This is a genomic window from Streptomyces sp. NPDC046887, from assembly GCF_040644755.1.
GTDB classification, from domain to species: domain Bacteria; phylum Actinomycetota; class Actinomycetes; order Streptomycetales; family Streptomycetaceae; genus Streptomyces; species Streptomyces lichenis.
Map to the genome: position 1 here is coordinate 43289 of NZ_JBEYXH010000008.1, position 19395 is coordinate 62683.

Below are 19395 nucleotides of genomic sequence, written 5' to 3' on the forward strand. Positions count from 1 at the left end.
CTCAACGAACCCACTTCACGATCGTGACCTGGGTGCCCTTGCCGACCTCGGTCTCCAGTTCGAACTCGTCGACCAGGCGCCGGGCGCCGCTCAGACCGAGGCCCATACCGCCGCCGGAGGTCCAGCCGTCGGTGAGCGCCAGCTCCACGTCCGGGATGCCGGGACCGGTGTCGGTGAACACCAGCCGTACGCCGGAACGGCCGTTGACCGCCACCGTCTCGGCCTGCATCCGGCCACCGCCGCCGTAGACCAGGGTGTTGCGGGCCAGCTCGCTGGCGGCCGTCACCAGTTTGGTCTGGTCGACCAGCGAGAGCCTGGCCTCCTGGGCCAGGGTGCGCGCCAGCTGGCGCGCCTTGACGACCCCCGCGCTGCTGTCCAGGACCACCTCGTCCCGCTGCTGCGCGGTGCCGCCGGGCGGATGGCCGCTCATCACGTACGGTCCGGGCGGAAGCCGGAAGTGGGACGCCCCGGAACGTACCCGAGGCCGGCGGCCCGGGCCCGGCGCAGCGCGGCGAGACCGGACTCCAGGTTGAGCGCGGTGCGGACCCCGCCCAGCGACAGGCCCAGCTCGACCAGGGTGATGGCCACCGCGGGGCGCATGCCCACGACCACGGTCTCCGCGTCGAGCACCCGGGACATCGCGGCGACGGTCGCCAGCATCCGCCCGACGAAGGAGTCCACGATCTCCAGCGCGGAGATGTCGATCACCACACCCCGGGCGCCGGTCTCCACGATCCTGTTGGACAGGTCCTCCTGGAGGTCCATGACCACCCGGTCCTCCAGGTCCACCTGGATGGACACCAGCAGGACGTCGCCGATCCGCAGGATCGGCACACGCTCGGTCACAGCAGGCCACCCCCGTACTCCTCGGCGAGCTTCTTGTCCCGCTCGATCGCGGACAGCGCGTGCCGCAAGGCGTCCGCGAGGGTGCCCTTGGTCGGGATGTCGCCGAACTCGATGCCCAGCGCCACGATGGTCTGCGCGATCTGCGGGCGGATACCGGAGATGACGCACTCGGCGCCCATCATCCGGGCCGCCACCACGGTCTTCAGCAGGTGCTGCGCGACCTGGGTGTCCACCGCGGGCACCCCGGTGATGTCGATGATCGCCTGGGTCGAGTCGTAGTCGATCAGCGCCTGGAGCAGCCGCTCCATCACCACCTGGGTACGGGCCGAGTCCAGCGTGCCGACCAGCGGCACGGCGACGACCCCGTCCCACAGCTTGACCACCGGCGTGGACAGCTCCAGGAGCTGGTCGGCCTGTGAGGAGATGATCTCCTCCCGGGTCCGGGCGTAGGACTCCACGGTGAACAGGCCCAGGTCGTCCAGCAGCCGGGAGAACTGGAGGTAGGCGCGTACGTCCTCCTCACCGCCCTTGCCGAGCGCGTTCTCCAGCACGTCCTTCAGCGCGAAGACGCTGATGGCGGTCTCGGTCGGCGTGAACCCCTGGCGGGCGCGGTTGCGGGACAGCTCCATCAGCAGGCTGCGCACCTCGGCGAAGCCCTCGCCGCGGGACGCCAGACCGCCGCGCTCCAGACCGGTGAGGATCGCCGCGTAGAGCTCGTTCAGCTCCTGGCCCAGCTCGGTCAGGCTGATGCGCCCCCTGAGCGATTCGCCCACGGACCGTACCCATTGGGAAATGAATTCGTCGCTCTGCGCGGTCAGCAGATCGACCAGTCGCTGAGCTCCACCGTCGTGGGTCACGTTCACGCTCCTCGGTATCGACGGCCGATGCTACGGCACCGTCCCCGCCCGGTTCCGGGCCGTGGAACCGCCCGCTCACCGGCCCGTCCGCCGTGGTCGGGGCCCCTCCTCGTACGCCGTCCCGGTCCGGCGCCCCTGGGGCTGGGCGGTGGCGAGCTGCCATGATGTCGCGCCGGGGACGAAGGATGGAGGAACGGTGGCGGAACGGGGGAGGCCGTGATCGAAACGCGGGAGGACCGGGGGGACCAGAGACCCGGGCTCCGGGAGCCGGCGGTGGCGGCCGGGGTGCCCCGGCGGGCGGACGAGGCCCGCGACCTGGTGGCGGCGCTGCTGGCCGAGCAGGCCGGGGACGCCGACCCGCTCGCGGTGGCGGACGCCCTGCTGGCCACCTCGGAGGTGGCGACCAACGCCCTCCGGCACGGCGGCGGCATCACCGGCTTCGCGGCCGTGATCATCCGGGACGGCCCACAGCCGGTCCTGGTGGTCTCGGTCGCCGACCGCTCCCGCGCCCTGCCGGCCTCACCGTCCGGGCCGCGCCCGCCCGGAGCCGTCGGCGGCTACGGCTGGGCCACGGTCCGCCGACTGGCCGCGCACACCGCCACCACCGCCACACCCGACGGCAAGGTGGTCCACGTCCACCTTCCCCTCGCTCCCGGCGTCAGCTGAGCACCGGCGCCAACGCCTCCCACCGCACCGTGACCTCCCCCTGGCGCCAGCGGCGGCGGCCGTCCACCAACGGCCAGTCGCCGGCCAGTGCCCCGGCCGCCGCGATCCACCGCTGCCGGGCCCCCAGCGAGGCGTACGGCGCTGCCGCCGCCCACGCCCGGTCGAAGTCACGCAGAAAGGCGTGCACCGGCTCGCCCGGCACGTTCCGGTGGATCAGCGCCTTCGGCAGCCGCTCGGCCAGGTCGGAGGGGCGTTCCAGCGAGCCGAGCCGGGTCGCGAAGGTCACCGTCCGCGGCCCCTCGGGCCCCAGCGCCACCCACACATGCCGCCGCCCCACCTCGTCGCAGGTCCCCTCCACCAGCAGCCCGTCCGGCGCCAGCCGCCCGCACAGCCGGGCCCACACGGCGGCGACCTCGTCCTCCTCGTACTGCCGGAGCACGTTCGCCGCCCGGATCAGCGCGGGCCGGCCGTCCACCGGCACCTCGAAGCCGCCGTGCGCGAACCGCAGCCCCTCCCGCTCGTACGGCCCGGCGGCGGCCACCCGCTCCGGGTCGATCTCCACCCCGACCACCCGGACCCTCGGGTCGGCCGTGCGCAGCCGCGCCAGCAGCTCGACGGCCGTCCAGGGCGCGGCCCCGTAACCGAGGTCCACCGCGACCGGCGCCCGCTCCGCCCGCCGCAGCGCCGGGCCGTGCACGGCGGCGATCCAGCGGTCCATACGGCGCAGGCGGTTGGGGTTGGTGGTCCCGCGGGTGGCGGTGCCGACCGGACGGGTGGTGCGCGGGGCCATGGCACGAGGGTACGGGGCAGGACCCGGCCCCCGGCGGTCGGAAGGCCGTCCGCACGCACGCCCCATTCCCCATGCCCCATGCCCCATGCAACGAATTGGCAAAGCGGAAATGCGGGGAGGACCGCTCGCTGTTGAGCTTGATGACACCGCCCGTGTGCCGCGCCCTTGTGCCACCCGCCCGACCACCGCAGTCTCCGTCAGTCCTCGCAGTCCCGCCCGACCACCGCAGCCCCGTCAGTCCCCGCAGTCCCCTTCTCCTGAAGTCCCCGCAGTCCCCCTCTTCCTGAAGTCTCCCCTCTTCCTGAAGTCTCCCCCTCTCCCCGCAGCGGAAGGACCCGCGCCCCCGTGAGCCAGTACGCGTCCCGGATCGCCGGCTCCCTGTCGTCCCCCCACCGGCTCCGGTTGCCGAGCCTGGCCGGCCTCTCCGGCCGGACGCGCACCCCGCGCCGGGTCGCCATGCTCAGCGTCCACACCTCCCCGCTGCACCAGCCCGGCACCGGGGACGCCGGCGGGATGAACGTCTACATCGTGGAGCTGGCCCGCCGGCTGGCCGCCATCGGCATCGAGGTGGAGATCTTCACCCGGGCCACCACCGGCGCCCTGCCCCCGGCCGTCGAACTCGCGCCCGGGGTCCTCGTACGCCATGTGGACGCCGGTCCGTACGAGGGGCTGGCCAAGGAGGAGCTGCCGGCCCAGCTGTGCGCCTTCACCCACGGGGTGATGCGGGCCTGGGCGGGGCACCGGCCCGGCCACTACGACCTGGTCCACTCCCACTACTGGCTCTCCGGGCACGTCGGCTGGCTGGCCGCCGAGCGGTGGGGGGTGCCGCTGGTGCACGCCATGCACACCATGGCCAAGGTGAAGAACGCCGCACTGGCGGAGGGGGACGCCCCCGAGCCCGCGGCCCGGGTGATCGGCGAGACCCAGATCGTCCGCGCCGCCGACCGCCTGATCGCCAACACCGCCGAAGAGGCCGACGAGCTGGTCCGCTTCTACCAGGCCGAACCTCACAAGACGGCCGTCGTCCACCCCGGCGTCAACCTCGACCGCTTCCGCCCCGCCGACGGCCGCGCCGCCGCGCGGGCCCGCCTCGGGCTGCCCCCCGACGCCTTCATCCCCGTCTTCGCCGGCCGGATACAGCCCCTCAAGGCCCCCGACATACTCCTCCGCGCCGCCGCACTCCTCCTCGACCACGATCCCACCCTCCGCGGCCGGATGCTGGTCCCCGTGGTCGGCGGGCCCAGCGGCAGCGGTCTGGCCAAGCCCGAGAAGCTCCAGAAGCTCGCCGCCCGGCTGGGCATCGCCGACGTGGTCCGCTTCCACCCGCCCGTGGACCAGGACCGCCTCGCCGACTGGTTCCGCGCGGCCTCCGTCCTGGTCATGCCCTCCTACAGCGAGTCCTTCGGCCTGGTCGCCATCGAGGCCCAGGCGGCCGGCACCCCGGTGGTCGCCGCCGCGGTCGGCGGCCTCCCCGTCGCCGTACGCCATGCCGAGACCGGCTTCCTCGTCCCCGGCCACGACCCCGCCGCCTACGCCGAGGCCCTGCGCCCCTTCACCACCGACCCCTCCCTCTCGGCCCGCCTCGGCCGGGCGGCGGCGCGGCACGCCCGCTCCTTCGGCTGGGACACCGCCGCGGCCGCCACCGCCGAGGTCTACACCGCCGCCCTGCACGAACACCGCCGTCACGTACGCTCGCGCCATGTCTGACTCCTCCGACTCCTCCGTCTCCTCCGCGGCCGTCATCGAGTCGGCCCTCACCGACGCCGAGCTGACCTGGGAGTCTCCCCGCCCCGGCGACTACGTGGTCACCCTCCCCGGCACCGCCAAGCTCTCCACCACGCTCTCCCTCCGGGTGGGCAACCACTCCCTCTCCCTCAACGCCTTCGTCATCCGCCACCCCGACGAGAACGAGGCCGGCGTCCACCGCTGGCTGCTGGAGCGCAACCTCAAGCTCTACGGCGTCTCCTACGCGATCGACCCCCTCGGCGACATCTACCTCACCGCCCGCCTCCCCCTCTCCTCCCTCACCCCCGAGGAGATCGACCGCCTGCTCGGCTCCGTCCTGGAGGCGGCCGACGGAGCCTTCAACACCCTCCTCGAACTGGGCTTCGCGAGCGCCATCCGCAAGGAGTACGAGTGGCGGACCGCCCGCGGCGAGTCCACCCGCAACCTGGACGCCTTCAGCCACCTCACCAAGCCCTCCACCCAGCCCTCCACCGGCTGACCGTCCTTCCGCCCGCGTGGAAACCCGGGGGATCGGGATGGGCCCCGTTCGCTACGATGGCGGTTGCCGCCCGCACCGCCCCGTCACCCGCCGTGACGCGCACGCGACGGCCCCGGGGCCCACTCGCCCCCTCATCCCCCTCATCCATGAAATGGAGCATCCAAGGATGGCTCGACACCTGGTAACCAGCGCGCTTCCCTACATCAACGGGATCAAGCACCTGGGCAACATGGTCGGGTCGATGCTTCCGGCGGACGTGTACTCCCGGTACCTCCGCCGCCGCGGTCACGACGTCCTCTACATCTGCGCCACCGACGAGCACGGCACCCCCGCCGAGCTGGCCGCCAAGGAGGCCGGGCTCTCCGTCGCCGAGTTCTGCGCCCAGGCGCACGACGCCCAGAAGGCCGTGTACGACGGCTTCGAGCTGGCCTTCGACTACTTCGGCCGCAGCTCCTCGCAGCAGAACGTCGAGATCACCCAGCACTTCGCGCGCCGGCTGCACGAGAACGGCTTCATCGAAGAGCGCGCCATCCGCCAGGTGTACTCGCCCGTCGACGGCCGCTTCCTGCCCGACCGCTACGTGGAGGGCACCTGCCCGCACTGCGGCTACGACAAGGCCCGCGGCGACCAGTGCGAGAACTGCACCCGCGTCCTGGACCCCACCGACCTGATCGACCCCCGCTCCGCCATCAGCGGCTCCACCGACCTCGAAGTCCGCGAAACGAAGCACCTCTTCCTCCTCCAGTCCAAGCTGCAGCACGAGGTCGAGGCCTGGATCGCCACCGTCGGCGACCAGTGGCCGGCGCTCTCCTCCTCCATCGCCCGCAAGTGGCTGACCGAGGGGCTCAACGACCGCGCCATCACCCGCGACCTGGACTGGGGCGTGCCCGTCCCGGCGGACACCTGGCCGGAGCTGGCCGCCGAGGGCAAGGTCTTCTACGTCTGGTTCGACGCCCCGATCGAGTACATCGGCGCCACCAAGGAGTGGGCCGACGCCGCCTCCGCGGGCGAGACCCGGGACTGGAAGTCCTGGTGGTACGAGGCCGACGACACCGTCCGCTACACCCAGTTCATGGCCAAGGACAACGTCCCCTTCCACACCGTGATGTTCCCTGCCACCGAGCTGGGGGTCAGGGAGCCGTGGAAGAAGGTCGACGTCGTCAAGGGCTTCAACTGGCTGACGTACTACGGCGGCAAGTTCTCCACCTCGCAGAAGCGCGGCGTCTTCACCGACGCCGCCCTCGCCACCCTCCCCGCCGACTACTGGCGCTACTTCCTGATCGCCAACGCCCCCGAGTCCGACGACTCCTCCTTCACCTGGGAGCACTTCACCGCCACGGTCAACAAGGACCTGGCGGACACCCTGGGCAACTTCGTCAACCGCGTCCTGTCCTTCTCCCGCAAGCGCTTCGGCGACGAGGTCCCCGCCGGACACGCGGCAGGCGAGGCGGAGACGCGACTGGGCGAGGAAATCGCCCGCCTCCTCGCCGAGTACGAGGAGCACATGGACGCCCTTCAGTTCCGCAAGGCCGCCGCCGCCCTGCGCGCCCTCTGGTCCGCCGGCAACTCCTACCTGGAGGAGAAGGCGCCCTGGCTGGAGATCAAGTCCGACCCCGACGCGGCCGCCCTCACCCTGCGCACCGCGATGAACCTGATCCACCTCTACGCGGTCGTCTCCGAGCCCTTCATCCCCACCACGGCCGCCGCCATGCGCGGCGCCTTCGCCCTGGAGTCCGACACCGCCACCTGGGCCACCCCCGAACAGGCCCGCGCCCTCGCCTCCATCCCCCCCGGCACCCCCTTCACCGTCCCCCCCGTCCTCTTCGCCAAGATCACCGAGGAAGACCTCGACTCCTACCGCGCCCGCTTCGGCGGCACCCCGGAGTCCTGACCCGCCCTCTCGCGCTGCCGCGACCGCCCCGATCCGGCGGTCGCGGCACCTCAGCCTTCACCGGGCGCATGCGGCCTTCGTCCCCAGCGGACCAGAGGCCCGGACTTTGTGGAAGAGTTCATCGAGGGAGATCTCTAGTGCCTCGGCGACCGAGCTGACGGTGACGCGACCCTGGCTGGATCGCTCCCTCGCTCTCCAGACGGCTCAGCGTCCCGACGGCGATGCCTGCCTCCGTGGCCAGCTGCGGTCCTCCCGCAATGCCCCTACCCGCTATGCGAGCGCACGGGCGTGGTCGGGACGAGACGCTGAGCGATGATCCGCCGTGTGCGGTGTTCCTGACGGCCGTTGGGGCGATCCTCCGCGGTGTTCCTGGTCAGCTACGAGCCCCGGATTCGCGAAGGCGCAGATCCGAGGGCGCGTAGGCGCCGCTCTTTCTGGGGCACTGCAGACTGCTCCTGGAAGAAGCCGAAAAGAATCCTCTCCCAGATTTCTCCCCAACGGTTTCCAGGAACTCTCAGGGGCTTGATCCACTCACTGGATCAAGCCCCTGACCTGGTACTTCACTGTCGGGGCGGCGGGACCTGAACCCACGACCTCTTCGTCCCGAACGCGATCAGCCCTTGTGCGACTTTGCATTGGGAGTGCTGCTCTGCGCGTTCGGCTCCGTCATCGTCCACTACCGTCTGGGACGGACTTGGTGGGCCCGTCTTGTTTGGCCCCAGACGCCCGCCCCCATCCTGCGCCCTCTTGGGAGTCATTGTGAGGGGTCGCCCCCATGGGGGCTGCGCGGTGTCGCGAGTTGGGACAACTACCTCAGACGACCCGACACCTGCCGATACAGTCGGCTTCGCACAAGGGGGCAGTGGCAGCGGCCTGCCTTCGTTGTCAGTGGCAGCAGATAGCGTCTGCCGAGATGAGAGAGGGCGATGGATGGCGACTCCCAACGTGTACCGCTTGGTCACGAACCTGAAGTACTGGCTCGTGGCCGGCATCACCGTAGCCGTAGGTGGGGCATTGCTGTGGGCTTCGGGCATTGCCTGGTTCAAGGAGCACCAGTCGCTCGGGACTCTCGCCAACCAGACTGGCGGGCTCTTGATCGCTTCAGTTGCTCTCGCCACAATCTGGGATCTGGTCGGTCGCCGCTCGTTCTTTGAAGAGATGTTGGAAGTGGTCAGGCTGAAGCACGACATCTACGTCTCCGGTGTCGAGTCCATCAGCACCGACTACACCAAGGTTGTCGATTGGGACGCTTCGTTGGGATCAGCGAAGCAGCTTGATGTCTTCGCCGCATGGGCTACGACATGGCGGAACACACACCACGTGCACCTTCAGCATCTGGCAACACAGAGCGACACGAAGATCAGAGTGTGTCTCCCTGACCCCAATGACAACGCCTGCGTCAAGCTGCTCTCGACCCGCTTCAATATGTCTCAGCCCGATGTCCGTAGCAAGCTTAATGAGGCGATTGATGGGTATAAGCAACTTGATGGCAATAATCACACCGGACGGGTGGAGATCTATACAACTCCTGTTTTTAGGGCCTTCACCGCATATCGAATAGATAAGCGCTTCGTGGTCACCCTCTACCATCACAAAGACAGTCGTAGTGGTTCCGTCCCGGCTCTCACATGCCGCGAGGGCGGATCTCTTTATGAATTCTTCAAGGATGACTTGGAGGGCGTGCTCAGTGTCAGTACCAAACTTTACCCGTGATGCTCCTGCTTCGGGGCCAGTTCGCGTGATGCCCCGTGACCTCACTCTCGATATATATCGCCGATTGGCCGAGAGCGGTCGCGTGGCATGGGATATTGAGACGAATGGTTTGGAACCGGCAGAGGCGATGATTGGAACGTGTCAACTACATTCGCCTGGGGTTGGAACGTTCATCGTTACTGGTGTAGCAGGCAGGGTGCCGCCCTTGCTGGCACGTCTCCTTGCGGATGCGCGTGTGGAGAAGGTTTTCCATCACGCTCCGTTTGACCTTTCCTTCATGGCGCATGCGTGGGATGTCGAACCGCATAATGTGGCCTGCACTAAGATCGCCGCTAAGATTCTTTCGCCAGGGGAAATGGCAGAGAAGTATTCGCTGAAGTACCTTATGGCGCGCCACTTTGGCCTTTTTCTTGACAAGCGTATTCGCTTTACGGATTGGACGGCTGATTCGCTGAGCGATGAGCAACTTGAATATGCGGTCGGAGATGTGATTCGACTACTGGATCTCTACGACATCCTTAGAGGAAAACTGCAAGAGAAAGGGCTGGATGACCTGTACGGCGAGTGTAAGAACTTCTTGCCCACGCATGTTCGTTTGCGGCTCCGTGGTTGCGCCGACCCATTCAAGTACTAAGTCGGGCCTGTGCAAGACTTGGATGGGTACTGAGGCGGGAACCCGGGTTTCTTCTGCCCTAGCGCATGCAGTCGAGCGAGGTAGCCCGTGCGGCTGGCTCCGAGGTGTAGCGATGCTTCATTGGCAGCGAGCTCGCGGCTGATCCTGATGAGCGAGGGTACCGACTGACGGTCCCTTCGAGGGCCCGCTCCCCCCATGATGAGTGCTTGCTCCTCGTCGCCCTCACGCGCGGCCGTGACTCCGAGGGTGACCCGTACTTCTGTGTTTGTGCATCGGTGAGGGCTCGGTGCCGTCGAATTCTGTCCCGCCCTCAGCACTTCTTCGGTGAGTGTGCATGCAAGTTTTCCTTCGCTTACCAGGCGGTAGCAGTTCATGGCGTAAAATTCGAATTTGGCTGGGTCCATCACGAAGTGGTGGACCCAGGTTCTCGAGGTACGGAATTCCTTCGAGCAACCGCCGCCCTTGTCCAATGCCACTTCGACTTGCCGACGGTCCCCTGTCTGGGCTCGCGCCTTGGCTTCCTGGCCTGCAAGCCGTACGGCCACGCCGTGGTGCTTTGCCCTTTCGGACCTGGCTTGCGCCGCTGCGATGACGCCGCGGTAGTCGCCGGTGGTGAGAGCGAACCACGCCCGCAGCTCGTGCGCCCACCCTGCGACCTCCGCATGGTCAGCCTCGTTGGCGAGGGAGAGGGTCGCCTGGCGCGTCGACTCAGCCGCGTGGCGTGCGCCGGTGTCGTACTCGACACAGCAGACCAGTAGGGCGACCCAACCAGACACCGCGAGCACCTCGCGGTGCTGCGCGAGCGTGAGGCTTTTCGTATGGAGTTCGACGACACGGCACAGAAATTGCCGTTCCTCAATGAGGAGCTGTTCACTCGGTAAACGGGTACTCTGAGGCCAGCCGGTCTACTGTGACCCGCAGAGCATCGAGCGTGGCTTTGTCGTCATCGGACCTGTTGAGACGGCTCGCGATCTCCAGCGTCGGCATGCTGGACGCTGCCAGGACTACCGCGTCTCCATCCCGCCGTGCGGGTGCCGGGAAGAACGCGTGGGTTAATCTGTGCCGAAAAGGGCCGCGATGATCGGTTGGTAGAAGTCGTTCGGCACCTGGCCTGACTTCCCAGCGTCGCTTGGGGCGCGGCTGCCGAGGATGGTGGTCGAAGCGCTCGAGGAACACATGCGATGGCACAAGGACGAACGTGTGTCCAAGGGGAAGGAATGGAGCGCAACCGGTCTCGTCTTCACAACCCGGAGCGGCGAACCATTCGACGCGGCCAACGTCCGACGTGACTTCCGCGCCATCATCGTCAAAGCGGTCAAGACGCCGGGCGTCGACCTGAAGCCAGACGAGTGGATAACCCGGGAAACGCGGACCAGCTTCGTGTCATTGCTCTCAGACCACGGCGTCCCGCTGGAAAGCATCGCGCTGTTGGTCGGACACAGCAGTCAGACGACCACGGAGGTCTTCTACCGCAAGCAGCTCCGGCCCGTGATCACTAAGGGTGCTGAGTAAATGGACGTGATCTTTGCCGAGGGATCAAGAGGATGGCGAGGCGCATGACTCCGGGGAGGCTGACGTAGTGGCTGGATCGGAAACGCTTGGCTCCCCGGGCACGAGAGAGGCCCATTCACGATCACGTGAATGGGCCTCTGACCAGCGTCGGGGTGGCGGGATTTGAACCCACGACCTCTTCGTCCCGAACGAAGCGCGCTGCCAAGCTGCGCCACACCCCGATGTCGCCGTGTCTCTCGGCGACGACGTTTACTCTAGCCCACCCGCGCCCGGAGGCGAAATCCGGTTGATGGGCTCGCGCACCGCCGGGCGGAGGCGGTCGAGGCCGACCAGGGCGAGGCCCAGGGCAAGGATGGAGGCGCCGAGGAGGAGGGCGTCGGCAAGGACGCCGCCGTAGCCGTGGGCGGGGACGTCCAGGACGGGGTACGGGTAGCGGGCGGGGGTGCCGGGGGAGAGGGCGGCGCCGCGGATGAGGGTGAAGGCCAGGTAGGCGGCCGGGTAGAGGAGCCAGAGCAGCGCGTGGTGGGCGCGCAGGCCGCCGGGGCGGGTGAGCAGGAACCAGTCGGCCAGCAGGGCGAGCGGGACCGCGGTGCGGAGGAGCAGGTCGGCCAGGGTGTGCCAGCCGGAGGCCGCGCCCGGCGTCGTCAGAGGGATGCCGGTCAGGGCGTAGAGGAGCACCGCCGTGGTGAGCGCGGGCCGCAGGGGTGGGCGGCCGGACCAGGCGCGGCGGGCGGAGACGGCCAGGACGAGGGCGACCAGCAGGTTGCTCTGGATGGTGAAGTGGCCGAGCATCCGGCTCGGAGAAGAAGACGACAGGTCGATGGCGATGCCCGTGGCCGCCGCCAGCGCGATCAGCAGGCGGAAGACGGCGGCGTACGGACGGCGTACCGGGGGGACGACCGCGGAGGCGGGCACATGCGTCGAGTACGGGGCAGACATCACTCCACCGTACGAAACCGTGATCAACAACCGTGATCAGAGGCCCGGGGCCGGGAGGGGCCCGGCGGCTACGCCTCCCGGGGGGCCAGGGTCAGCAGGGTCGCTTCCGGCGGGCAGGCGAAGCGGACGGGGGTGTAGCGGTTGGTGCCGCAGCCGGCGGAGACGTGCAGGTAGGAGGTGTGGCCGCCGGACTGGTGGGTGGAGAGGCCCTTGACGCGGTCGGTGTCCAGGTCGCAGTTGGTGACCAGGGCGCCGTAGAAGGGGACGCACAGCTGGCCCCCGTGGGTGTGGCCGGCCAGGACCAGGGGGTAGCCGTCCGCGGTGAAGGCGTCCAGGGAGCGCAGATAGGGGGCGTGGACGACGCCGATCGAGAGGTCGGCGTCCTGGTCGGGCCCGCCGGCCACCTTCTCGTAGCGGTCCCGCTTGATGTGCGGGTCGTCCAGACCGGTGAACGCCAGCTCCAGGCCGTCCAGCTTCAGCTTGCCCCGGGTGTTGGTCAGGTCCAGCCAGCCCGCCGCGTCGAAGGCGTCCCGGATGTCCTCCCAGGGGTTGTGGACGACGCCCTCGGCGGGCGCGTTGCCGTTCAGCCCGTGCCGCCCCTGCGTCTTCTCCAGCAGATAGCGGGCCGGGTTGCGCAGCTTGGGGCCGTAGTAGTCGTTGGAGCCGAAGACGTAGACGCCGGGGAAGGAGAGGAGCGGGCCGAGGGCGTCCAGGACCTCGGGTACGCCCTCGGGGTCTGACAGGTTGTCACCGGTGTTGACCACGAAGTCCGGTCGCAGCCCGGCCAGCGACTGGAGCCAGGCGCGCTTCTTGCGCTGACCGCTCACCATGTGGATGTCGGACACCTGGAGTACGCGCAGAGGGCGGGAGCCGGGAGGCAGTACGGGGACGGTGACACGTCGCAGCCGGAACGAGCGGGCCTCGAAGCCGGCGGCGTAGAGCAGACCGGCGGCGCCGACCGCCGCGATTCCTGCGGTGACTTTCAGGGGGACTCCGTATCGCGCGCGCATGACGCCATCGTCCCAGACTCGGAATGTCGCGGAAAATGGGTGGGCGGCCTGCGCGGCGCACCTGACACACTTGTCCGTATGACCACCCTCAAGGCCAAGCTCCACGAAGACCTCACCACGGCGATCAAGGCGCGGGACGAGCTGCGCTCCTCGACGCTCCGCCTCACCCTCGCCGCCGTCAGCAAGGAGGAGGTCGCGGGCAAGGAGGCGCGCGAGCTCTCCGACGACGAGGTGCAGAAGGTGATCGCCCGGGAGGCGAAGAAGCGCCGCGAGGCGGCCGAGGCGTTCGCCCAGGGCGGTCGTACGGAGCAGGCCGAGCGGGAGCGGGCCGAGGGCGTCGTGCTCGACGAGTACCTGCCGAAGCAACTCGGCGACGACGAGCTGCGGGAGATCGTCGCGCAGGCGGTGCAGGAGGCCCGCGCCGCCGGTGCCGAGGGCCCTCGCGCGATGGGTGCCGTGATGAAGATCGTCAACCCGAAGGTGGCCGGCCGCGCCGAGGGCGGGCGGGTCGCGGCGGTCGTCAAGCAGCTGCTCGCCGGCTGAGCGGAGCCCACGAGGGCGAAGACGTAGGACGAAGGGGGCCTGTCACCGGTTGGTCGGTGGCAGGCCCCCTTTGGCATCAGGTGCTACGGGGCGGGGTCAGCGCCAGCCGCCGTCGGTGCCGCCGTCGCGCTGGCCGCCTGCGCCGCCGATCACGTCCGGCGGGAGGGTGATGCCGCCCAGCGGGTCGTCGTTCCCATCCCGGCCGCCGTTGTCGTTGCCGTTGTCCCAGTCGAACCAGCCGCCCTCGTCGTCACCTTTCCCACGGTCCCCGTCCCCGTCCCCGGTCCCGCCGTTGAAGGTGCCGCCGTCGCCGGGCTTGGCGTCGTCGGTGCCGGTCGAGGGGCTCGTACTGGGGTCGGGCTGGTTCTCCTTGGGAGCTTCCGGGATGGTCACACTGGCGAAGGGCGTGGCCGCCACGCCGTCCAGCGCACCGGTCATGGCGTCCCGCCAGATCGGTCCCGGCACCCGGCCACCGAAGACCTTGTCGTGGTACTCCCCGCCGATGGTGATGTACTCCATCTTCACGGTCTGCGTCGGGCTGCCGACCCAGACCGCTCCCGAGAGGTTCGGCGTGTAGCCGACGAACCAGGCGTTCTTGCGGAAGTCCGTGGTACCGGTCTTGCCCGCGTTGTCCCGGCCGGTGAGACCGGCCTCCTGACCTGTACCGGAGTCGACCACTCCGCCCAGCAGATGGTTGATCGTGTCGGCGGTCTTCTCCGACATGGCCCGGTTGCACCGGGTCTTCGGCACCGCCAGGCTCTTGCCGTCCGCCGTCTTGATCGACTCGATCGCGGTCGGGGTGCAGTACGTGCCCCGGTTGGCGAAGGCCGCGTAGGCGGTGGACATGGTCAGCGGGGACATGCCGTCCGAGCCGAGGGTCAGGGAGGAGGGGTTCTCGGGGAGCTTCTTCCCGTTGCCCATCACCACGCCCAGCTTGTCGGTCATCTCCGTGACCGGGCACATGCCGATGTCGGCGAGCATCTGCACGAAGTAGGTGTTGACCGACATCTCCATGGCCTCACGGAGCGGGTACGGGCCGACCTCCTTCTCGTTCTCGTTCTCCACCTTCTGGGAGTTGTCGTAGTTGCGCCACGGGGCACCGCCGCACTTGGCGATGTTGTCCGGGTACGGCATCTCGTACGGGGCCGGGTACACCTGGTTCGCCGCCTTGCCCTGCTCCAGGGCCGCGGCCGCCACGAACGGCTTGAAGGTCGAACCGACCGGGAAGCCGAAGTTCGACCCGCCCATGGAGTGGTTGACCGAGTAGTTGATCTGGGTCTCGTTCTTCCCGAAGCCGTACGGCTTGGACTGGCCCATCGCCAGCACCTTGCCGGTGCCCGGCTGGACCATGGTCACCGCGGTGGCGACCTTGTCGTTCTGGTAGACGTGGTTCTTGATCGACTCCTGGGCCGACTTCTGGGCCTTCGGGTCCAGGGTGGTCCGGATGGTCAGACCGCCCTGGTTCCAGACCTTGCCGCGCTCCTCCCGGGTCTTGCCGAAGACCGGGTCGGAGAGGAAGACCTCGCGCACGTAGTCGCAGAAGAAGCCGGCGCCGTCCACCGCGGTGATGCAGCCGTTCTTGGGCCGGCTGACCGCCAGCTTGATGGGCGTCGCCTGAGCCTCCCTGGACTCGGCGGCGCTGATGTCGCCGACGGCCGCCATCCGCGCCAGCACCGTGTTGCGGCGCTTGGTGGCCTCCTCGACGTCGTTGACCGGGTCGTACCGGCTCGGTGACTGGACCAGGCCGGCCAGCATCGCCGACTCGGGGAGGGTGAGGTCCTTGGCCGACTTGGAGAAGTACCGCTTGGCGGCCGCCTCGACGCCGTAGGCCTGCTGCCCGAAGAAGGTGATGTTGAGGTAGTTCTCCAGGATCTTCTTCTTGCCCAGCTCCTCCTCGACCTGGATCGCGTACTTCAGCTCCTGGATCTTGCGGCCGAGGGTCTGCTGGGTGGCCTGGGCGACCTTGTCGGGGTCGTCGCCGGCCTCCTCCACGAAGACGTTCTTCACGTACTGCTGGGTCAGGGTCGAGGCGCCCTGCGCCACTCCGCCGGACTGGGCGTTCCGGTTGACCGCGCGCAGCACGCCCTTGAGGTCGATCGCCCCGTGCTCGTAGAAGCGCGAGTCCTCGATCGCGACGATCGCCTTCTGCATATACGGGGAGATGCCCTTGAGATCCACCACCGTGCGGTCGCGGGAGTAGACGGTGGCGATCTGTCCGCCGTTGGCATCGAGGATGGTGGTGCGCTGGCTCAGCGGGGGGCGCTTCATATTGGCCGGGATCTCGTCGAACCCCTGGACCGTGCCCTTCGCCGCGAGGCCCAGCACACCGGCTGCGGGGAGTGCGAGTCCGGCCAGGACGGCTCCGGACAGCACGCTGACCCCGAGGAACTTGGCGGCCTGCTGGGTCCCGGTCAGACCCCCGCCCGAGCGCTTCTTTGGCATGCCCGAAGCCTAATCCGTCGTCCGCGCCGTTCCGAGGGAGGACGGGCCTTTCGGGGGCTTCGCGTACGGATAGGTACCGGATCGGAACATCCGGGGGCCCGGAGAGGGAGGGAAAGGAAGAAGAGAGGGAGGGGAATCGGGAGGAAAGGGAAGCGGGGGAGCGAAGAAGGGAGGGGGGAAGGGGCGAGAGGGGGAGGAGGCGGGGGAGGGGGGAAGGGGGCGGAGAGAGGGGGAGGAGGGGGAAGGGGGCGGAGAGAGGGAGAGAGGGGAGAAAGGCGGCGGGGGAGCGGAGGGGGCGCAGAGAGGGAAGAAGGCGGGGATCCGGGGAATCGCCGGACAGCGGGCAATGCCTTGGCCTAAGGTGGTCTGGACCGCCCCGACCCCCCACCCCCACCGCGCTCGGCCCGTCCATCGGACCCGTTCCCCGCCGCTCCCCCACCCCCGCGGCCGGGTACCGCACACCGCGCCCGTACGCCGTACCGATCACCGCCGCCGCCCGCCGCCCGCCGCACACGGCCCTGCCCGGCCAAGCCCGGAACGTCCCGGGGGCGTGAAGGCGCAGGTTCGGAGGAGCTTAGGCGAGGAAGCGTCAGTTATGGAACCCGCTCACTCCCCTGGGTGATCTCTCGCGCACACATAGTCCGATCGGGCCATTCAAGATTGGGCCCCACGGGGGTGTTGCGCTCTGCCCACCTTCCGTAACGTCCTCAACTGGTAGCGGTGAATATGCCGCAACCGCCGTGGGGGAGCCTCGATTCGGGAGAGGACGGCGCCGGTATGGGCTGGGTAGCTGACTGGAGTGCGCAGGCCGCCTGCCGCACCACCGATCCGGACGAACTGTTCGTGCAGGGAGCGGCGCAGAATCGGGCCAAAGCGGTCTGCACCGGCTGCCCGGTGCGCACGGAGTGCCTCGCGGACGCCCTCGACAACCGTGTCGAGTTCGGGGTGTGGGGCGGTATGACGGAGCGTGAGCGCCGGGCGCTGCTGCGCAGACGGCCCACCGTCACCTCGTGGCGCCGTCTGCTGGAGACCGCGCGGACGGAGTACGAGCGGAGCGCCGGCATCCTGCCGGTCGCGCTGGAGGACGACGAGACCTACGAGGAGTACGCGGCGGTCGGCTGAACCACGGAGGTGGGCGCTCAGCCGCCGTGGCCCGCCGCATGACCCGCCGCCAGCCGGTCGCCGATGGCGCGCAGGCCGGAGAGGTCGTGCACATCGCCCGGCAGCGCGGGCACCGCTGTCACCGGGACCTCCGGGTGGAGCGAGGTGAAACGATCCCGCGTCCGCTGCTCACGGGCCATCACCTGCATCCGCTCGGCATGGAGGTGGAGCAGACCGGCCGCCAGGTCGGAGGCCGAGGCGTCCCCCGGTTCCTGTTCGAGGGTCTCGGCGGCCGCCAGGGCGCGCTCCGCGGAGAGCCCGGTCGCGCCGGTGCCGTGGACGCGGTTGAGCACCAGTCCGGCCAGCGGCATGCGCTCCGCCCCCAGCCGCTCCACGAAGTACGCGGCCTCCCGCAGCGCGTCCGGTTCGGGCGCCGCCACCACCAGGAAGGCGGTGCCGGGGGCCTGGAGCAGCCGGTACGTGGCGTCCGCCCGGGTGCGGAAGCCGCCGAACATGGTGTCCATCGCGGCCACGAAGGTCTGGATGTCCTGGAGGAACTGACCCCCCAGCAGCTTCCCCAGCGTCCCGGTCATCATGGACATGCTGGCGTTGAGGATGCGCATCCCGGCCCGGCCGCCCGCCTTCGCCGGGGCCATCAGCAGCTTGATGAACCGCCCGTCGAGGAAGGAGCCCAGGCGCTTCGGCGCGTCCAGGAAGTCCAGCGCCGAGCGGGACGGCGGGGTGTCCACGATGATCAGGTCCCACTCGTCCCGGGCCCGCAGCTGGCCCAGCTTCTCCATCGCCATGTACTCCTGCGTGCCCGCGAAGCCGGCCGACAGGGACTGGTAGAAGGGGTTGCCCAGGATGGCGGCGGCCCGGGCCGGGTCGGCGTGCGCCTCGACGATCTCGTCGAAGGTCCGCTTCATGTCCAGCATCATGGCGTGCAGTTCGCCGTCGGCGCCGGGGTGGATGCCGTCCACCCGGCGCGGCACGTTGTCGAGCTGGTCGATGCCCATGGACTGGGCGAGCCGGCGGGCCGGGTCGATGGTCAGCACCACCACCCGTCGGCCGCGCTCCGCCGCCCGTACGCCGAGGGCCGCCGCGGTCGTCGTCTTGCCGACCCCGCCCGCGCCGCAGCACACCACGATGCGGGTCCCCGGGTCGTCCAGCAGCGCGTCGACCTCCAGGCCGGGCACCCCTTCGAGGGCGGTGCCGAGATCGGCCCCCGCCACCGGCTCCGTGCTCACGCCACTCACGCGCCCACCCCGAGCTTCCGCAGTTCCCGCGCCAGCCGGTAGACGCCGGCGATGTCCGCGCCCTCCCCGAGGAAGGGCAGTTCGCAGGTGGGCACCCTCAGCTTCGCCAGGGTCTCGCGCTGCTCCCGCTCCAGGGCCACCCGCTCGGCGTGCTCGGCGGCCTCGTCCAGCAGCGGGCCGACCAGCGCCTCCGCCCCACCGAGCCCGGCGGCGGTCAGCGCCCGGGTGATCTCCTCGCGGTGGTCGCCGCCGGCCGCGCGTACCGCGTCCTCGTCCAGGACGTGCGGACGGACCATGTTGACCAGCACGCCGCCCACCGGCAGGTCGGCCTCGCGCAGCTCGGCGATGCCGTCCGCGGTCTCCTGGACCGGCATCTCCTCCAGCAGGGTCACCAGGTGGACGGCGGTCTGCGGGGACTTCAGCACCCGCATCACCGCCTGCGCCTGGTTGTGTATCGGGCCGATCCTGGCCAGCCCGGCCACCTCGTCGTTGACGTTGAGGAACCGGGTGATCCGCCCGGTGGGCGGGGCGTCCATGACCACATGGTGGTACGCGGGCTCCCCGGTACGCCGGTCCCGGCGGCGTACCGCCTCGCACGCCTTCCCGGTCAGCAGCACATCCCGCACGCCTGGGGCGACGGTGGTCGCGAAGTCGATCGCGCCGAGCTTCTTCAGGGCCCGGCCCGCCGAGCCGAGCTTGTAGAACATCTGGAGGTAGTCGAGCAGCGCCCGCTCGGCGTCGATGGCGAGCGCGTACACCTCCCCGCCGCCCGGAGCGACGGCGATCTTGCGCTCCTCGTACGGAAGCGCCTCCGTCCCGAAGAGCTGGGCGATGCCCTGCCTGCCTTCGACCTCCACCAGGAGGGTCCGCTTGCCCTCGGTGGCGAGGGCGAGCGCGAGGGCGGCGGCGACCGTCGTCTTACCGGTACCGCCCTTGCCGCTGACGACCTGGAGCCTGCTCACGTCATCGAG

Annotated in this window: 18 protein-coding genes and 1 tRNA gene; 9 read left to right on the forward strand and 10 right to left on the reverse strand. The window is 69.5% G+C overall.

What is annotated here, in order from left to right; translation table 11 throughout:
- Position 1: 1 nt before the first annotated feature.
- The 3 genes from ABZ945_RS10760 to ABZ945_RS10770 are packed head-to-tail and all read right to left on the reverse strand — an operon-like array spanning position 2 to position 1703.
- Positions 2-430, reverse strand: a complete 429-nt coding sequence (locus ABZ945_RS10760) for an anti-sigma regulatory factor (protein WP_361266844.1) — start codon at positions 428-430, stop codon at positions 2-4.
- Entirely contained in the window at positions 430-846 is a 417-nt protein-coding gene (locus ABZ945_RS10765; RefSeq protein WP_361266846.1) for an STAS domain-containing protein, read from the reverse strand. Before ABZ945_RS10765 ends, ABZ945_RS10760 begins: the two co-directional genes overlap by 1 nt.
- Complete coding sequence (locus ABZ945_RS10770) at positions 843-1703, reverse strand: STAS domain-containing protein (RefSeq protein WP_361266848.1); 861 nt, start codon at positions 1701-1703, stop codon at positions 843-845. The genes ABZ945_RS10765 and ABZ945_RS10770 overlap by 4 nt, the downstream gene beginning before the upstream one ends.
- Positions 1704-1919: 216 nt before the next feature.
- On the opposite strand from ABZ945_RS10770, the gene ABZ945_RS10775 reads away from it, so the two are divergent.
- The gene (locus tag ABZ945_RS10775; protein WP_361266850.1) at positions 1920-2369 is read left to right on the forward strand and encodes an ATP-binding protein; all 450 of its coding nucleotides are present in this window, start codon (positions 1920-1922) and stop codon (positions 2367-2369) included.
- Here the strand turns inward: ABZ945_RS10775 and ABZ945_RS10780 are convergent.
- Positions 2362-3159, reverse strand: coding sequence for a class I SAM-dependent methyltransferase (locus tag ABZ945_RS10780; protein WP_361266852.1), 798 nt, complete (start codon positions 3157-3159; stop codon positions 2362-2364). The two genes, ABZ945_RS10775 and ABZ945_RS10780, sit on opposite strands and share 8 nt — an antisense overlap.
- A 345-nt stretch (positions 3160-3504) precedes the next feature.
- Here ABZ945_RS10780 and mshA point away from each other — a divergent pair, with 345 nt between their 5' ends.
- From mshA to ABZ945_RS10810, 6 genes are all read left to right on the forward strand, one after another.
- Positions 3505-4866 carry a D-inositol-3-phosphate glycosyltransferase gene (gene mshA / locus ABZ945_RS10785; RefSeq protein WP_361266854.1) on the forward strand — a complete coding sequence of 454 codons (1362 nt, stop codon included), beginning with the start codon at positions 3505-3507 and terminating at the stop codon, positions 4864-4866.
- Complete coding sequence (locus tag ABZ945_RS10790; RefSeq protein WP_361266856.1) at positions 4859-5383, forward strand: YbjN domain-containing protein; 525 nt, start codon at positions 4859-4861, stop codon at positions 5381-5383. Before mshA ends, ABZ945_RS10790 begins: the two co-directional genes overlap by 8 nt.
- A gap of 166 nt (positions 5384-5549) precedes the next feature.
- A complete protein-coding gene (gene metG / locus ABZ945_RS10795) occupies positions 5550-7274 on the forward strand; it encodes a methionine--tRNA ligase (RefSeq protein WP_361266858.1) in 1725 nt (574 codons plus the stop codon).
- Positions 7275-8204: 930 nt separating this feature from the next.
- A complete protein-coding gene (locus ABZ945_RS10800; protein WP_361266860.1) occupies positions 8205-8987 on the forward strand; it encodes a hypothetical protein in 783 nt (260 codons plus the stop codon).
- 28 nt (positions 8988-9015) lie between these two features.
- A complete protein-coding gene (locus ABZ945_RS10805) occupies positions 9016-9621 on the forward strand; it encodes a ribonuclease D (protein ID WP_361266862.1) in 606 nt (201 codons plus the stop codon).
- 1149 nt (positions 9622-10770) lie between these two features.
- Entirely contained in the window at positions 10771-11133 is a 363-nt protein-coding gene (locus tag ABZ945_RS10810; RefSeq protein ID WP_361266864.1) for a tyrosine-type recombinase/integrase, read from the forward strand.
- Between the two features lie 147 nt (positions 11134-11280).
- Here the strand turns inward: ABZ945_RS10810 and ABZ945_RS10815 are convergent.
- The 3 genes from ABZ945_RS10815 to ABZ945_RS10825 all read right to left on the reverse strand — a co-directional run bounded on the left by ABZ945_RS10815 (position 11281) and on the right by ABZ945_RS10825 (position 13082).
- Positions 11281-11354 (reverse strand) — tRNA-Pro (locus ABZ945_RS10815).
- Positions 11355-11382: 28 nt separating this feature from the next.
- Positions 11383-12072 carry a Pr6Pr family membrane protein gene (locus ABZ945_RS10820; protein WP_361266866.1) on the reverse strand — a complete coding sequence of 230 codons (690 nt, stop codon included), beginning with the start codon at positions 12070-12072 and terminating at the stop codon, positions 11383-11385.
- A gap of 68 nt (positions 12073-12140) precedes the next feature.
- Positions 12141-13082 carry a metallophosphoesterase gene (locus ABZ945_RS10825; RefSeq protein ID WP_361266868.1) on the reverse strand — a complete coding sequence of 314 codons (942 nt, stop codon included), beginning with the start codon at positions 13080-13082 and terminating at the stop codon, positions 12141-12143.
- Positions 13083-13160: 78 nt separating this feature from the next.
- Here ABZ945_RS10825 and ABZ945_RS10830 point away from each other — a divergent pair, with 78 nt between their 5' ends.
- Entirely contained in the window at positions 13161-13625 is a 465-nt protein-coding gene (locus ABZ945_RS10830; protein WP_361266870.1) for a GatB/YqeY domain-containing protein, read from the forward strand.
- A gap of 96 nt (positions 13626-13721) precedes the next feature.
- On the opposite strand, the gene ABZ945_RS10835 is transcribed toward ABZ945_RS10830, so the two are convergent.
- On the reverse strand, positions 13722-16067 hold the full coding sequence (locus tag ABZ945_RS10835) for a transglycosylase domain-containing protein (RefSeq protein WP_361266872.1): 2346 nt from the start codon (positions 16065-16067) through the stop codon (positions 13722-13724).
- A gap of 777 nt (positions 16068-16844) precedes the next feature.
- Between ABZ945_RS10835 and ABZ945_RS10840 the strand changes: the two genes are divergently transcribed.
- A complete protein-coding gene (locus ABZ945_RS10840) occupies positions 16845-17189 on the forward strand; it encodes a WhiB family transcriptional regulator (RefSeq protein WP_181160367.1) in 345 nt (114 codons plus the stop codon).
- Positions 17190-17206: 17 nt separating this feature from the next.
- Here the strand turns inward: ABZ945_RS10840 and ABZ945_RS10845 are convergent, their stop codons facing one another.
- Both ABZ945_RS10845 and ABZ945_RS10850 read right to left on the reverse strand, forming a co-directional pair.
- Positions 17207-18415 (reverse strand): ArsA family ATPase, encoded by a 1209-nt coding sequence (locus ABZ945_RS10845; RefSeq protein ID WP_361267129.1) that lies wholly within the window; start codon positions 18413-18415, stop codon positions 17207-17209.
- Positions 18416-18420: 5 nt separating this feature from the next.
- Positions 18421-19386 carry an ArsA-related P-loop ATPase gene (locus ABZ945_RS10850; protein ID WP_361266874.1) on the reverse strand — a complete coding sequence of 322 codons (966 nt, stop codon included), beginning with the start codon at positions 19384-19386 and terminating at the stop codon, positions 18421-18423.
- Positions 19387-19395 lie beyond the last annotated feature (9 nt).